The sequence below is a fragment of the Pseudoalteromonas sp. 68 DY56-GL68 genome (assembly GCF_041414825.1).
GTDB lineage: Bacteria > Pseudomonadota > Gammaproteobacteria > Enterobacterales > Alteromonadaceae > Pseudoalteromonas.
On the sequence record NZ_JAOCZL010000006.1, the window covers coordinates 395055 to 410550 of the forward strand.

12 protein-coding genes are annotated in these 15496 nt (G+C 40.4%); 6 read left to right on the forward strand and 6 right to left on the reverse strand.

Annotation, left to right across the window (positions count from 1 at the left end; translation table 11 throughout):
* Positions 1-20: 20 nt before the first annotated feature.
* Both NYF15_RS02535 and NYF15_RS02540 read right to left on the reverse strand, forming a co-directional pair.
* Positions 21-1130: an arginase family protein gene (locus NYF15_RS02535; RefSeq protein WP_371352683.1), complete on the reverse strand. Its 1110-nt coding sequence runs from the start codon at positions 1128-1130 to the stop codon at positions 21-23.
* A gap of 291 nt (positions 1131-1421) precedes the next feature.
* The gene (locus NYF15_RS02540; RefSeq protein WP_371352684.1) at positions 1422-2201 is read right to left on the reverse strand and encodes a DUF2189 domain-containing protein; all 780 of its coding nucleotides are present in this window, start codon (positions 2199-2201) and stop codon (positions 1422-1424) included.
* A 142-nt stretch (positions 2202-2343) separates the two neighbouring features.
* Here NYF15_RS02540 and udp point away from each other — a divergent pair, with 142 nt between their 5' ends.
* A complete protein-coding gene (udp, locus tag NYF15_RS02545; RefSeq protein WP_062567943.1) occupies positions 2344-3099 on the forward strand; it encodes a uridine phosphorylase in 756 nt (251 codons plus the stop codon).
* On the opposite strand, the gene cdd is transcribed toward udp, so the two are convergent.
* Together cdd and NYF15_RS02555 are read right to left on the reverse strand one after the other, a co-directional pair.
* Complete coding sequence (gene cdd, locus NYF15_RS02550) at positions 3088-4017, reverse strand: cytidine deaminase (protein ID WP_371352685.1); 930 nt, start codon at positions 4015-4017, stop codon at positions 3088-3090. The two genes, udp and cdd, sit on opposite strands and share 12 nt — an antisense overlap.
* Positions 4018-4134: 117 nt before the next feature.
* Entirely contained in the window at positions 4135-4503 is a 369-nt protein-coding gene (locus tag NYF15_RS02555; RefSeq protein WP_237115598.1) for a hypothetical protein, read from the reverse strand.
* A 340-nt stretch (positions 4504-4843) separates the two neighbouring features.
* On the opposite strand from NYF15_RS02555, the gene NYF15_RS02560 reads away from it, so the two are divergent.
* Positions 4844-6892, forward strand: a complete 2049-nt coding sequence (locus NYF15_RS02560; RefSeq protein ID WP_371352686.1) for a tetratricopeptide repeat protein — start codon at positions 4844-4846, stop codon at positions 6890-6892.
* Here NYF15_RS02560 and ppc read toward each other — a convergent pair.
* On the reverse strand, positions 6889-9534 hold the full coding sequence (gene ppc / locus NYF15_RS02565) for a phosphoenolpyruvate carboxylase (RefSeq protein ID WP_130152118.1): 2646 nt from the start codon (positions 9532-9534) through the stop codon (positions 6889-6891). The two genes, NYF15_RS02560 and ppc, sit on opposite strands and share 4 nt — an antisense overlap.
* Before the next feature lie 423 nt (positions 9535-9957).
* Between ppc and NYF15_RS02570 the strand changes: the two genes are divergently transcribed.
* Together NYF15_RS02570 and NYF15_RS02575 are read left to right on the forward strand one after the other, a co-directional pair.
* Positions 9958-10704, forward strand: a complete 747-nt coding sequence (locus NYF15_RS02570) for an SDR family NAD(P)-dependent oxidoreductase (RefSeq protein ID WP_371352687.1) — start codon at positions 9958-9960, stop codon at positions 10702-10704.
* Positions 10705-10715: 11 nt separating this feature from the next.
* The gene (locus NYF15_RS02575; protein ID WP_237118868.1) at positions 10716-11324 is read left to right on the forward strand and encodes a flavin reductase; all 609 of its coding nucleotides are present in this window, start codon (positions 10716-10718) and stop codon (positions 11322-11324) included.
* Between the two features lie 3 nt (positions 11325-11327).
* Here NYF15_RS02575 and NYF15_RS02580 read toward each other — a convergent pair whose 3' ends face one another.
* Positions 11328-12407 carry a M24 family metallopeptidase gene (locus NYF15_RS02580; protein WP_371352688.1) on the reverse strand — a complete coding sequence of 360 codons (1080 nt, stop codon included), beginning with the start codon at positions 12405-12407 and terminating at the stop codon, positions 11328-11330.
* Positions 12408-12537: 130 nt separating this feature from the next.
* Here NYF15_RS02580 and NYF15_RS02585 point away from each other — a divergent pair, with 130 nt between their 5' ends.
* Both NYF15_RS02585 and NYF15_RS02590 read left to right on the forward strand, forming a co-directional pair.
* Positions 12538-13758, forward strand: a complete 1221-nt coding sequence (locus tag NYF15_RS02585) for a M24 family metallopeptidase (protein WP_371352689.1) — start codon at positions 12538-12540, stop codon at positions 13756-13758.
* A gap of 159 nt (positions 13759-13917) precedes the next feature.
* The gene (locus NYF15_RS02590; protein ID WP_130152123.1) at positions 13918-15324 is read left to right on the forward strand and encodes a YfcC family protein; all 1407 of its coding nucleotides are present in this window, start codon (positions 13918-13920) and stop codon (positions 15322-15324) included.
* The last annotated feature ends 172 nt before the right edge of the window (positions 15325-15496 follow it).

Below are 15496 nucleotides of genomic sequence, written 5' to 3' on the forward strand. Positions count from 1 at the left end.
ACGCCTTTCACCTAAACCAGTTACTTATTTATGGCGTTAATTAAGAAAGCTGAAATCTTTGCCCCTTCACGAAGCGTCGTCTCAGAACTTGTTTGGCCAATTAAAGAGCTATCAGTGAATGGCGCTATTTCCATCATATCCGCCCCCGTGATCGGAAACTCATCAGCAATAGCAACTAAGATATCAAGTGCATGCTGCGGCGTTAGTCCGCCGGCTTCAGGCGTGCCGGTGGCTGAGGCAAAGCTTTCATCTAATGCGTCAATATCAAAGCTAACATACAGCTCATCAATGTTATCGGCTTTAAGTTGTGCAATTACTTCATCAGCGACGGCTTGCGCGCCGCGTTCTAAGATTTCATGGGCCCAATGCTGTTTAACACCAAACGTTGATTCCCAATGCTCTTTCGGTTTACCACTCGAACGAATACCAAACTGAATTAGATTACGCGGTGAGGGTAAATACTCAAGAATATGCGTACACCATGAGCCAAAACATAAATCAATACCTAAACGCTCAACTAATAAGTCTGTATGAGCATCAAAGTGAATGATTGCAGTGCGTTTGCCTGCATCACGTTTTGCCTTTAAATATGCTTTTGTTAGCGGGTAACTAATTGAATGGTCACCGCCAATACCGAAAATTCCTTTGTCTGGGTAGTTAGCGTAAAAACCATCACACACATCTTCTGTAATCGACAAAGGTGATACGTGGTATTCACTGTTTTCGTCTGCGTACAGCGCCTTTTGACAGTTAGTGATTGTCGCATCGTTTAAATATTTATCGTGTAGTAAGTGAGGGATAATACGTACATCACCAAGATCAAAAGCACGTACTTGTGGCTGTTGGTCGATTAAGGTTGAACGTAAGAATAACGGGCCCCAGTTAGCGCCTCGTAAAATACCACCACCACAATCAGAGCTAATACCTAAAATTACCGCTTTGTGCTCAGAATCAGCCAGTGTTTCAAGTGACTCCTTCCAAAGCACATCAACGTTATCAGTTTGCCCATAAAGCTTTGTACGTAATGCATCTTTTCGTTCCTTTGCCGTATTAACGGTAAAAACACCATCACCCGGTGGACATAAACACTGGCTTAATTTTTCATGGAACGTTTTTTGTGTGTTACTCATTTTCACTCCGCTGGTAAGTATCTGCATATTCATGCGTAATTTAAAAAATTACACTATCCTCTACTTTTGATTATGTTCAACTCAATCAAAGGTAAAAGAAAATAAAACTTGAAAAAACAAACAATTGATATAATTGAAGTTCTTTTTCAAAACAGAAGGGTTTTGCTGGCTTATCTCGAGCATAAGCACCTTGCTTTTGGCAGATATAACATGGGGAATTTTAAAGTCAAACTTTGCAGCAACCCTTTAAGTTGCTGCGTTAAATTAATATTCAATCAGAGTGAATACTCATTATTCGTAGCCTCTTGGCTTCTTAGTTTTGATAACGGCTATGTATGCATGCCAGCTGGCATAACTAAGTAATGGCATGATTACAATAAAGCCAGCTGTGCCTGTAATAAAACCGACAAACACTAAACACAAAATTAATGCAGCCCAGACAATCATGGCGCCTACATTGTTTTTTACTGCATTAATAGAAGAAATAACCGCAGTCATGATATCTACACGACGCTCCATCATTATTTGAGGCGCGAATGCTGAAATGGCGAAAACAGTGACTAGGAGTATTCCACCGACAATACTACCCAATGTTAAAAAAGCAGATAACTGTTCAAAGCTAGGATTAACCACATTAGGGTATAAAGCATGAATAAGCGCTGCCAATCGCATCCACACTATCATGATCACCATGAGTAAAACGGCAAACCCCCACTCCCCAGCGGGATTCCTGAACATTGATTTTAAGCTGTGCAGTAGTGTTGGCTTATGGCCTTTTTCTAGCTCCCACGCAACGTCATACAGGCCAGCAGCAAATGCAGGTCCAACTAATGCAAAACCAACCACGGCAGGTAAAATAACCAAATGCGTGTCGAACCTGTATACAAAAAACATAATCGCGGCTGGTATCAGGGTAAAAACTAACCCATAGACTAAACTGAGTATTGGGGCATTTGCGATGTCTTTAAACGCCAACGCCAACCAGTGAAAGGGGGCCATAGCAGAAATTTGAGTGCTTTGTAAACAACGAGCAAATTGTTGATGTTTACTCATAGAAGATGAAGCAGGCATAGTATATCCTCATTTATCATTATCTATTAAGGTTTAGGTTATCTGCTCGATTCTTGCAACAATCGTATTGCAGGACATCTGTCCTGTACATTCGCAGCAGATATATAAAGTATTACGCTTTAGCTAAAAATAAGGTTCAAAAATGGAAAAGGTATTTCACTTAGGACTAACACGTGACGACTTAAAAGGTGCAACTCTTGCAATAGTTCCTGGGGATCCAGATCGTTCTGCACGTATTTCTTCTCTTTTAGATGATCCTGAATGTCTTGCAAAAACCCGTGAATTTCATGTCTACCGTGGTGTCTTAAATGGTCACAATATAGTTGTGTGTTCTACTGGTATTGGTGGTCCATCTACATCGATAGCCGTTGAAGAACTAGCACAACTTGGTATTAATACCTTTTTACGAATTGGTACCACTGGCGCTATTCAACCGCATATAAATGAAGGTGATATTCTAATTAGCCAAGCATCTGTTCGTTTAGATGGCGCAAGCCAACATTTTGCTCCACTCAGCTACCCTGCTGCATCAGACTTTTTTGCAACACAAGCAATGGTCAATGCCTGTAATGAGTTAGGTATTCAATTTCACATTGGAATTACAGCCTCTAGTGACACCTTTTACCCAGGACAAGAACGCTATGATACCCATTCGGGTTATGTGCCTCGCGCTTTTCAAGGTAGTTGTGAAGAATGGCAAAAACTGGGTGTAATGAACTATGAAATGGAATCAGCGACCTTATTCACTATGTGTGCTGCTTTAGGATTACGTGCAGCCTGTGTAGCTGGGGTGCTTGTTAACCGTACTAAGCAAGAAATTCCTAATGTAGACCACGGCGAGATTGAAAGAAAATCAGTCGCCGTAGTGATTGAAGCTGCAAAACAATTACTCGGATAAAGCAGCAATAATATGTTCAAATGCTGGTGAGAAATCAAAACTCGCCAGCACGCTTTTAGTCACCTCTAATTGATTCTCTGCACCTTGTGTTTCGAGCAAACTAATCGACTCCACATTTTCGCCAGTAAACGCGACTCCAGCCAAATAAAGTTGGCTTAATGCACTTTGTAAAGGTGAAAGGCTTGGGCTATATGCTGCATTCTCTGCATAGCCGCCATAAAAATCTCCATGCTGATAGGTAGCGATCTTCACGGCACTGTAATTGCCTGTATAAGGCACATAAGAATTTAATGCGGTGATAACTAATTTTTGCTCAATGCTATCTTCATCAACAAAGCTAAGTGATTGACTGGTGTTAGATAATAAGCTGACCTTGTTACCTAAATCTTTTGGACCAAATGCATTGGGGAGGAGCTCGCGTAGTGTAAAATCATGCTCAGGAAGATGAATATCCAGTGTGTCCGCGGTGTTTAGTTCATTCATAAATTGGCGGCAATAACCACACGGAGCGTCACTTATCGCTATTTTTACTATACTTGATGCACCATTTAACCACGCATTATTTATCGCCGATTGTTCTGCATGAACAACTAAGCTGAGCGCTTGATGGGAAAACTCGACGTTTGCGCCAAAATAAAATTGCCTGTCACCTTGTTCTGTTATTCCAAGGGCAACTGCGCCTACATAAAATTTAGAGATAGGTGCAACAGAAAATAGGCTAGCGACTGGCACGCATGCTTTTAAAAGCTCTAATTCGGTAACTTGGTGCTCATTGCAAAGCTGGATTATGTCACTGTGGGATAAAATACCGCGCTTAGTTTTAAGTTCAGTGAAAAGTGTATCTTGTTGTTGTTCAGAAAAGCTAAATGGCGCTTGTTTTTGCTCTGTTTGACTATGTTTTCTATTACTTGCTGTCATAACAAATTATATTTATTAATTGGCTATACAGTGTAAAAGGTTACATCATGAAATACTAGGTTTTCATCGTCATTATAAAACTAAAACAAGCCTCATATATCAGTAATTAAGGTCAATTTATTGCGCGACCAACCAAGTTTTGGCCTTTTGAAAACACTCAAAGTTTTCAGCATGTAAGTTATAACGCTTCGCCTTTTGAACAAACAAATCATGCATGAAACCATCAAAACTTACCACGATTGCTACACATGCTTTTTTTAATGAATGAGCAATCACTGGCATAATATTGAATAACTCAGCAGGAGCAAAGTTATGAGTTAACTCTGACACATCAACTAAAATTTTATCTGAGCCATATAATAACGAGTATTGATGCGCTATTTGGTAAAAATTAATCACATCCTGTGCACTTGCAGTCCCTCTTAACGTCATCATTACTAATGACGTCGTTGTATCATAAGTGATACAAGTAGACACGTTCGACATAAACTAACTCGGGAAAAAGACTATATAAAAGCTTAAGCGATGGGGGGCAAAAGCCGAGCCATTCTAGTGCGATCTTCTAACGAGTCAATAGCCTAAGCCCAAATAGGTCTGACCAGATATAAAAACCATACTTTATAGCTATCTAGTGTTAGGCCATTTGTAACGGCTTTTAACAGTTAACTTACTTTTACAATAACTAAGGATTTTCCCAGATAAGAATAAGCTTTTTCAGATAACGCTCAGTTTAAATACAATTTAAAGTACTCACCTCAAATTATGCTGTGCATCGACTATCCTCGCCTGAGGCTTTGGTTTTTACTGTTAACCGGAATAATACGTTATGAGTGCTCGTATCTTCTTTTTTATAAGCCTACTCTTTTTGGCAGGCTTAAATACAGTGGAAGCTGAAACAATTTCTAATTCTGAATTTGATAAACTCCGCGAGTCAATTCGACAAAGCTATGCTCGCTCCCCTATAGAAGGTCTTGAACGTGTAAACTTTTTGCTCGATAGCCAATCTTTCACGCTTGAACAAAGCATCATGGTTACTAATTACAAAGCTTGGTTTTTACTAGAGGTTGATGAATTAGAACAGGCAATGAAAACCATTGTTGAATATAAAAGTATGGTTGCACACTCAGAAGAAAAAAGCTTGATGTATGGGTACTTCAATATATCAGGCGGTATTTATGCGCGATTAGGGCTATACAATGAGGCATTAAATTACTATCGAGATGCCATGCCATTTGCTAAATCAAGAGATGAACGCCTTGTTTATCAAACAGAAAACAATATTGCGCTTATTTACCTTAAATTAGAGCGCTTTTCTGAAGCCTTGGTTACCTTCGAAAATTATAAAGACTATGCCAAAAAAAATAACCAACATTTAAATGAGTCTTTTGCATCAACCAATATAGCATTAGCTCTGATCGGACTTAACAAGTACGATGAGGCATTAAAAATATTAGATCAAGCAATTGCCTTACAAGAGCAGCATAATTTCACAAACCATTTAGCCACAAGTTTAGTATTAAGAGGAAAAGTACTCCGTTTAAGTAACCGTTTAGCTGACTCAGAAGCGGTGCAAATTCAAGCCTTAAAGCTTATCAACGAGAAAGATATTGATAGCGAGTACATGAATGCAATTTTGTGCTTAGCAACGACCTATGATGCTCAAAACAATGTTAAAAAGGCAATAGAAATACTCACCTCTGTTGGTTTAAAAAATAATAAATATGTAGATTTCACTACCCAGCTAGATATTGCTAAATTTTCTTCACACTTATACGAAAAGCAAGGGAACTTTGAAAGCGCCCTATCTGCTTTTAAACAATATAATGAAATTAAAACCGCTGTGTTGACCCGACAAGCTAGCGTAAATATTGCAAAAGCATTAGCCGAGGCTGACTTAGCTGCAAAAGAAATACGAATTGCAGAACTCACCAAAGCAGAACAAATAAAAGCAACCAAAGCAAAGGCTTTTAAAGAACTGACAATTGCTATATCGATATGCTTAGTTGTTATTTTGTTTGGCTCATTCGCCGCAATTCATAGCATTGATAATAAAAATAAAAAGTTAGCCAATGCACTCAAACAACTTCATGATACACAAAAGCACTTAATCGAAATTGAAAAAATAGCGTCTCTTACGGCTTTGGTTTCAGGTATGGCGCACCAATTAAATACGCCTATCGGCACAATTGTCACTGCCAGCTCTTTAATTGATGAATATTTGCTATCAATCTCAGAAAAGTTCAAGGCTCAGCAACTTACCAGTAAGTGTTTTCACCAATTCATTACTAACACAGCCAGCGCAAAAGAATTGGTTATAAGTAATATTAATCGTCTTGCAAGTATTGTCGAAGAGTTTAAAGCACTCAATGTGTCAATTGCTCTTGATAAACCACCCGTTGAAATTTCATTGCCTGATTATTTGAAGCAACAACTCTCTTTTTTAGATAATTATTTAGGTAAGCAAATCTCATACTCTGTTAGAGGTAGCAAAGTATCCATTGTTTCGCACCCCTCTATCATCACAGACGTGCTTAAAACCTTGGTAATAAACAGTTATGAACATGGCTTTAAAAATCAGGACAACGGCAGTGTTAACATGCACCTTGTTGAGCATGGAGACTACGTAGATATTGTCTATCAAGATAATGGCGTGGGTATTAAAGATGAGATTTTGTCAGAAATATTTACACCTTTTTACACCACAAACTTAGGTGAGCAACACTTAGGTTTAGGCTTGAATGTGGTATTCAACGCTGTTCAATATAACTTAAAAGGTGAGATATGCGCCGAGTCATGTGAACACGGCGCACGATTTATTATTACTCTGCCTCTAGATATTCGTTTAGTTACAAACAATCAAGAGGCATTTGATTAGCCAGTATTACGCATACCCGCTGCGATGCCTGTCATGGTGATCATCAAGGCATTGTCGATATCACCCTCAGAGCTTTCATCTGCTTCACGTGAACGGCGCAACAACTCAACTTGTAGTAAGTTAAGCGGATCGGTATACGGATTACGAAGCGCAATAGACTCTTTAATCCAAGGTTGATCTGCCAGTAAGCTTTTTTGTGGGCTGAGTGACTGTACAAGTTCAATCGCTTCACTTAACTCTTGGCGAAGTTTTACACCAAGTGGTCGATATTGCTCAGTGACTAATGCATCGTCATAATGTGCACTTAACCAACTATCGGCTTTACTAAATACCATTTCAAGCATCTCTAAGCGAGCACGGAAGAAAGGCCACTGTAAACTCATTTCATGAAGTGTTTCAATCCCATACTTATCAAGCGCAGCCTTAAGCCCTGTTAATGCCCCAAGCCATGCAGGCAGCATCAATCGGTTTTGACTCCAAGCAAATATCCAAGGAATTGCACGTAGGCTTTCCACGCCACCATTAGGATTTCGCTTCGCAGGACGAGAACCCAGTGGTAGTTTAGAGAGCTCTTGCTCTGGGGTTGCCATTCTAAAGTAAGGTACAAAGTTTTCATCATGGCGGACAACTGCACGGTAATGCTCACATGACTCATTACTGATAAGCTTCATAACATCACGCCACTCGCTTTTAGGCTCTGGTGGTGGCAATAAGTTACTTTCAAGCACTGCTCCGGCATAAATGTTTAAGCTTTGTAGTGCAACAGCTGGTAAACCAAACTTAAAGCGGATCATCTCACCTTGCTCAGTTACGCGCAAACCCCCTTTTAAAGAACCCGGCGGTTGTGAACGCAATGCTTGTGCGGCAGGTGCACCACCACGACCAACAGTACCACCGCGACCGTGGAATAAAACAAGCTCAATACCACGTTGTTCAGCTAATTGAACGAGCTTATCCATTGCTTCATATTGTGCCCAGCCTGCGGCCATCATACCGGCATCTTTTGCCGAATCAGAATAACCAATCATAACATTTTGCTGATTTTGAATATGACCACGGTACCAAGTGTTATCCAACAGGCATTCAATTACATCTTTACCTGCATTTAAATCATCAAGCGTTTCAAAAAGTGGGGCAACAGGCAAATTGAACGTACAACCGCTCTCTTTAAGCAATAATTGCACAGCTAATACATCAGATGCTGTTCGAGCCATTGATATTATATAAAGACCAAATGTCTGTGAATCCTGAGCAGCAATAACATCAAAGGTATCAAGAACCTCTTTCACTTCTGGGCTTGGTTGCCAATGTTTCGGAATAAGCGGCCTACGAGAGTTAAGCTCTGCAAGTAAGAAGGCTTGCTTGTCATCTTCTTGCCACTGGTGATAATCACCTAAACCTAAATAACGTGTTAATTCAGAAAACACATCACTATGGCGAGATGAGTCTTGGCGAACATCAAGCTTAGCGAGTCGCAGGCCAAAGCTGTTTACGCGGCGTAAAACATCTAATAGCAAACCATCTGCGACAACTTTCATATTGTTTTTAAGCAATGAGCGATAACAAACATCTATCGGTTGCTTAATTTGTGCTATGTCAGTGATCAAGTCTTGTGCATCAGTGCGCTTTTGTTTGATCTTTGCCCCCAAGTGGGCAACCGTTTCAACAATTTGATTTCTTAGGTTTTTAAGAACAGCACGGTAAGGTTCAAATTCTTGTCCTGCAAGTGCTATTAGCTCATCACTGGCTTCTGACATTGATAACTCATTACTGAGTGTTTCAATGTCGCGGGAATATAAATCAAGTGCCATCCAGCGGCCATGATCAAGCACTTGCTGAGTCACTTCGGCAGTTACAAATGGGTTACCATCACGGTCACCGCCCATCCAAGAAGTAAACTCAATGGGGCTATAATCAATAGGTAGCTCTAGATTTAGTTGAGATTTAACATCTTGACTAAACTCGCGTAAAAAACGCGGCACAGCATGCCAAAGGCTATTTTCAATAACTGCGAAACCCCATTTAGCTTCATCAATTGGCGTTGGTCGTGAGCGACGAATATCATCGGTATGCCATGCTTGGCTTATTAGCTGTTCTATGCGATTTAAAAGCTCATCACGTTCAGTTGGTAAATTATCTTTGCGCTCAAGCGTCGCTAAGCAATCACTTAATTCAACGTGTTTATTGATCATAGTACGACGTGTCACTTCTGTAGGGTGAGCTGTCAGTACAAGGTTTATGTGGAGTTTTGAGAGAGTTTGCGCAAGGTTATTAGGGTCAACCTGCCCTTGTTTTGCCGCTGATGCTAACGCTTTTAATGTTTGAGTGAGAGGGTTTAGTTGGCAAAAACCAACGTCATTAAAGCGCGATACTGTATGAAATTGTTCAGCAACATTAGCAAGATTCAAAAAATGATTAAATGAGCGTGCAACCGGTAATAGTTCTTCATCTGTGAGAGCGTGTAGTACATCGATAAGTGCTTGCCTATCAGCTTCGTTACCACTACGTGACGATTTAGATAAAGCGCGAATCTCTTCTACCTTATCTAAAATGGCTTGACCCTGAGCATCTTTAATAGTTTGACCCAGCATTTGTCCAAGCATACTAACATTACCGCGAAGTGCAGCGTATTGTTCACTCATTCTCATACTCCTTTCTTTAACTAAGTTGAAAGTACTTACTGCACAGTATTTAAGCTTGCAAAAATGCCGCTAAATACTGATCCTTTTTATTAATATCATTGTCAGCGTTAATTTAATAGATCGAATTTTCTAACAAACTCGTAAAAAAGAATAACCAATATCTCAACATAAAAGTGTAATAAATACGCAGCTTGGTTAAGTGTTGCACTTTGCAATACAGTTAATTGGTAAAATGGACTTACCAATTAAAACGGTAAAATCCCCATGTGTTAAGGCATCCTTGATGTGCGCGTGGTCAACTTTTTACCTTTCACTTATTCTGCGCTTTAGCTTTGCCCTATGAGAAAAAGAGCTGCTGTCACTTTATTAGTGGCTGATAGTTTGTACGAAATTTTTTTCAAATATTTTTAAAACAGGTCAAAAATGCAACTATATATTCTTTGTGGAGCAAGTAGTGAGATTGCAAAAGCCTACTTCACAACACTCAATAAACATTTATCGTCATGTCTAATAGTGACAATTAGTCGACAACCTCAACCTTTGATTGATAGCTCAAATATAAAGCACAGCAATAAACACCTTCATTTTGAAACAGATTACAGCGAAGCTAGCTTATCGGCGATAGCAAAAACCCTCACAGAACAACAGGCCTCTTTGAGTGAATTAGTTATTTTTAATGGGATTTTGCATGATCTAAACAACCAACCGGAACGTAAACTTGAACAAATTTCTGACACGCATTTCATTAATAGTATGCAAACAAACGCGCTACTGCCAATTCGCTGCGTAACGGCCTTTTCTAGATTATTAGATACCAAAACTAAAAGCGTCATCTGTGCACTGAGCGCCCGTGTAGGCAGTATTAACGATAATAATTTAGGGGGTTGGTACAGTTACAGAGCGTCAAAGGCCGCATTAAATATGTTATTTAAATCAGCAGCAATTGAGCTTAACCGTCGTAACAAACAAAATCGTTGTGTGCTTTTCCATCCAGGTACAACGGATACACCACTATCAAAGCCTTTTCAGGTAAATGTACCTGACGGAAAGCTCTTTACCCCTGAGTTTGTAGCAGAACAGCTATTTAAATTTCTGTCAGACACTCGCTTTTTAGCTAATTTTGACAACCCTGCTTATTTTGATTGGCAGGGACAACCCATAGATTGGTAATAAGGAACTTCATGCATTTAACAAAACAAGCAATTGCAAACCTTGATAGCCGTTATCGCGCTCATTTAATTAATAGTTTATCAGGGTTCAAAAGCGCTAATTTGATAGGTACTCAAAATTGCCATAATCAAACAAACCTCGCTATCGTCAGCTCAGTATTTCATTTAGGCGCGCATCCTCCGCTAGTGGGTATGATAATCCGCCCTCATTCTGTACCGCGACATACCCTTGAAAATATTCTTTCAACAGGTTGTTACACCATTAATCAGGTTAATAAAGATATTTATCATCAAGCACACCAAACATCTGCACGTTATGATAAAGAAGAGTCTGAGTTTGATGCTACAGGGCTAGAAACACAGTATTTGAATGATTTTTTAGCGCCTTTTGTTGCAAACAGTCGGTTAAAATATGCTGTTACCTTAAAAGAACATCACCACCTAGCTATTAACGGAACTGAGCTGATTATAGGTGAAATAACTGACGTACACTTAGATGAAAATTGCCTAGCTGAAGACGGCTTTATTGATATTGAAGCTATCGATACAGTCGCAGTTAGCGGGCTCGATAGTTACCATGTAACTGAACGTTTAGCCCGCTTAGCTTATGCTAAAAAGTAATCACTAGATTATAAATGGCTTAGGCGCATGGGTTAACATCTCAAAGCCAGATTCGGTGACAACTATGTCATCTTCTAAGCGCACACCGCCGTAGCCTGGTATATAAATGCCAGGCTCAATGGTGATCACATTGCCAACCTCAAGCTTGTAGTCTGTCAATGTGTTGATAAATGGCACTTCATGTAAAAATAGTCCTAAACCATGACCTAAGCCTTTACCCGCATATTCGCCAAAGCCCGCATCAGCAATCACCTTGTTTGATATAGCATTTAAATCTAAACAATTAATGCTTGGTTTAACCATTTCAAGTGCCGCATTTTGTGCATCAAGCACAGTGTTATAAATACGGGTTTGTTTTTCTGACGCTTCGCCAATAATGTAACTGCGTGTCATATCCGAGCGATAGCCATTCACAACCGCGCCAAAATCAAGCGTTACAAAGTCACCTTGTTTTAAAACCTGATCTGATGGATTACCGTGAGGCAAAGCTGAGCGTTCAGCAAACAGCATAATGGTTGCGAACGACATTCCTTCTGAACCTAGCTTTTGCATTCTAAATTCAAGCTCTAAGGCCAAGTCTCGCTCAGTTACACCTGGTTTAAAATAAGGCAGTGTTTGTGCTAGTGCTTCATCAGCGATGGCTGCGGCCGCTTTGATTTGCGTAACTTCCCAGTTGTCTTTAACGCGTCTTAGTTTTTCTATTAAACCGTTTACAGCTGTTAAAGTGTGGCCGTTTAGCTCATCTGCCACACCTTGCCAAATTGCTACAGTGACATAACTTGCATCAAATGCGACATGGCTGTTTGGGTTAAGGTGTCTGTTAATACAATGCCCAAGGGTTTCGTTGTCTCTATCTCGACAAACAACTTCAAACCCTGTTGTTTCTGCAATTGCACGTTGGTGATAACGATAATCAGTGATCAACACGCACGCGTTTTGAGTAATTAATGCATAAGCGGCATTACCACTAAAGCCACTTAAGTAACGAATATTTTCATGCCCTAGTACTAACATGGCGCTGTAACCTTGTTGTGCTAGCAGGGCTTTAAATTCAGCTTGTCTCTTTAAGTAATTCACTTGCATTGTCGCTCCTTATTTTTTGCGCATGCTAACAGTAATAACCATAAATACGAATATTATGCGATTAGTCGCAGTGAGTTTGCATCAAGTGTTTACTCAAGCCACAATGCACAAAAAAACCAAGGAGTACACGATGACAACACATGGTATTGGCACACAAACGCCAGAGCAGGCGCTTGACTCTTTGTCAGATATGACAACAGATTTAACCCCTATTCAAAATGACGAATTTTATGCACGTATCGCAAAAGCACAAGCGTATATGCAAGCAAATAATATTGATGCAATTTATTTAAATGCCGGCACTAACCTTGCTTATTTTACGGGTATGCGTTGGTACGCAAGTGAGCGTTTAGTAGGTGCTATTTTACCCGCCAAAGGTGACGTGCAATACATAGCGCCGTTTTTTGAAATCGGCAGCTTAAACGATTTCATGGTGATTGATGGCCCAATTCGTGGCTGGCAAGAGCACGAAAACCCATACCAACTGTGTGTTGAAGTACTTTCAGAAATGGGTATTAGCAAAGATGGCACCCTTGGTATTGATGAAAGCGCACAGTTTTTCATCTACGACGGCATTAATAAAGCGAACAGCGATTACACCATTATTAACGCGCAGTGCGTGACTGCTCATTGCCGCATGCATAAATCGGCAAATGAACTTGCCTTGATGCAGCGTGCTATGGATATGACTTTAGAAGTACACAAAGCAACGGCAAGTATGCTTTATGAAGGCATTACCACCACTGAAGTTGAAGCCTTTATTAAAAAAGCGCACCAAAAGGTCGGTGCACCAGGTAACTATTTTTGTATTGTGCTATTTGGTGTTGCGTCATCTTTCCCGCATGGTGTTAAAAACCCGCAAACCCTTAAAAAAGGTGATGTGGTACTGATTGATACTGGCTGTAAAGTACATGATTACCTCTCTGACATTACCCGTACGTATGTATTTGGAGATGCCACCGAACGTCAACGTACGTTTTGGCAGCACGAGAAAAATGCCCAACTTGCTGCTTTTGCTGCCGCAAAAATTGGTGAGCCATGTGGCAAAGTAGACGATGCAGCAAGACAGTACCTAGCCGAAAATGGCATGGGGCCAGAGTATGAAACACCAGGCTGCCCACACAGAACAGGCCATGGAATTGGTTTAGATATTCATGAATGGCCATACCTTGTCGGTGGTAACCCTACCCCACTCGCTGCAGGCATGTGTTTTAGTAATGAGCCTATGCTTGTAATACCAGATGAGTTTGGTATTCGCTTAGAAGATCACTTTTATATGACAGACGAAGGTCCGCGTTGGTTTACCGAGCCAGCTCATAGCATCGATGACCCATTTGGTTTAGCTAAATAAAATTAAAATACTTTAAAAAGGCCAGTGTTCTGGCCTTTTTTGTATCTGAATTATTACAATCTTTAACAGTGTGAACATTTTAGAGACAACCTGTCAGCTTTTATTGTGTTATGATTTTAAGAATTTAACCTAAATACCACACATAATTACGGAGAATAAATGGGTTTACGTTTTAAAGTCCCGCATACACTTATCTTACTGCTAAGTATGATGGTCATTGCACTTATTGCTACTTGGCTAGTACCACAAGGTTTTTTCACCACAACACTCAGTGAATCTGGTCGCGAAATGGTCGTTGCTGGCACCTATCAAACAGTTGAAGAACGCCATTACTTAACCCCCTGGGATTTATTACAAGCCATCCCCCGCGCGTTTGCTGCTGCTCAAGATGTTATTTTCTTTGTGTTAATTGTTGGCGGCGTCTTAGCTGTTGCACGTGCCACAGGTACAGTCGATGCACTGATTGGTAGGCTTTTAGAGCGCCACGGCAAAAAGCCGCAACGATTAATCTTTATGGTGGTATTTTGCTTTGCCTTAGCATCAAGCAGTATTGGTACCGCTGGTGAATACATTCCTTTTGTTATTATTCTCGTCGCGCTTTGTAAGGCAATGCGCTTAGATGCAATGACCGCTGTAGGTATGATAGTCGCAGGTTATGGTATTGGTTATGGGGTATCGGCATTTAACCCATTTACCGTATTAATCGCACAGCAAATTGCAGGGATCCCGGTTTACTCTGGGCTGTGGTTACGTTTAGCTATATTTATTCCATTTGTGCTCATTGGTTTTCATCATGTTTGGCAATACACCAAAAAGGTAGCGAACGATCCATCTAAATCAATGATGATTGGCGTACCTTGCCCACTTGAAAATCAAACAGCCACCAGTTACCCAGCACTTGCCCTACGCCATAAACTCATTTTAGGCAGCTTTATTATTACCCTTGCAATTGCAGTATGGGGCATCGCAACTAAGGGCTGGTATTTATACGAGCTAGGTGGTGTTTTTATTGCTTGGGGTGTGGTTGTCGCCATTTTAGGCAAACTCTCTGCTGATGAAGCAGCAAACAAATTTATAGAGGGCGTGTCTGATCTTGTTACCACCGCAGTGTTAATTGGTGTTGCACGGGGTATCGCACTAATTTTAGAAGACGGCCAAATCCTGCATAGCCTTGTACATGGCATGTCGCTACCACTTTCTTATGTATCAGCTGAAATATCTGCAATTGGCATGTTGGTTATTCAAACCCTACTTAATACCTTTATTCCTTCTGGTTCAGGGCAAGCTTATGTCACCATGCCACTAATGGCCCCGCTGGGTGATTTAGTGGGTGTACCAAGACAAGTTGCCGTGCTTGCTTATCAATTTGGTGATGGCTTTTCCAATATGATCATTCCGACCAATGCCGTACTTATGGGTATTTTAGGCATGGCAGGTGTGCCTTACGGACATTGGTTCAGATTCTGCTTACCACTGTTGATTAAACTAATGGTCGCAGCATCAGTTGTATTAGTATTAGCTGTAATGTTTGGCTATGGCTTAGATGTGCAGCCCACACTAAATTAATTTAGTTGATTTTAAAAAAGCGCCTAGGGCGCTTTTTTAGTTTATATAAACTAATTTCTAGAATACATTTTAGATAGAAATGCGTTGGAGCTGAAGGACGGCTCTGTGACAAAACCAGAACATTAGGCGTAACTTAATTCTGCCCCATTCCGAGCTAACGTAAATACTCTAA

What these genes read in the sequence shown, in the direction of transcription:
- cdd (WP_371352685.1), bottom strand. Translation starts at nt 4,017, where the DNA reads ATGACAGCAAGTAATAGAAAACATAGTCAAACAGAGCAAAAACAAGCG.
- udp (WP_062567943.1), top strand. Translation starts at nt 2,344, where the DNA reads ATGGAAAAGGTATTTCACTTAGGACTAACACGTGACGACTTAAAAGGT.
- NYF15_RS02580 (WP_371352688.1), bottom strand. Translation starts at nt 12,407, where the DNA reads ATGCAAGTGAATTACTTAAAGAGACAAGCTGAATTTAAAGCCCTGCTA.
- NYF15_RS02570 (WP_371352687.1), top strand. Translation starts at nt 9,958, where the DNA reads ATGCAACTATATATTCTTTGTGGAGCAAGTAGTGAGATTGCAAAAGCC.
- ppc (WP_130152118.1), bottom strand. Translation starts at nt 9,534, where the DNA reads ATGAGTGAACAATACGCTGCACTTCGCGGTAATGTTAGTATGCTTGGA.
- NYF15_RS02535 (WP_371352683.1), bottom strand. Translation starts at nt 1,130, where the DNA reads ATGAGTAACACACAAAAAACGTTCCATGAAAAATTAAGCCAGTGTTTA.
- NYF15_RS02575 (WP_237118868.1), top strand. Translation starts at nt 10,716, where the DNA reads ATGCATTTAACAAAACAAGCAATTGCAAACCTTGATAGCCGTTATCGC.
- NYF15_RS02585 (WP_371352689.1), top strand. Translation starts at nt 12,538, where the DNA reads ATGACAACACATGGTATTGGCACACAAACGCCAGAGCAGGCGCTTGAC.
- NYF15_RS02555 (WP_237115598.1), bottom strand. Translation starts at nt 4,503, where the DNA reads ATGTCGAACGTGTCTACTTGTATCACTTATGATACAACGACGTCATTA.
- NYF15_RS02560 (WP_371352686.1), top strand. Translation starts at nt 4,844, where the DNA reads ATGAGTGCTCGTATCTTCTTTTTTATAAGCCTACTCTTTTTGGCAGGC.
- NYF15_RS02590 (WP_130152123.1), top strand. Translation starts at nt 13,918, where the DNA reads ATGGGTTTACGTTTTAAAGTCCCGCATACACTTATCTTACTGCTAAGT.
- NYF15_RS02540 (WP_371352684.1), bottom strand. Translation starts at nt 2,201, where the DNA reads ATGCCTGCTTCATCTTCTATGAGTAAACATCAACAATTTGCTCGTTGT.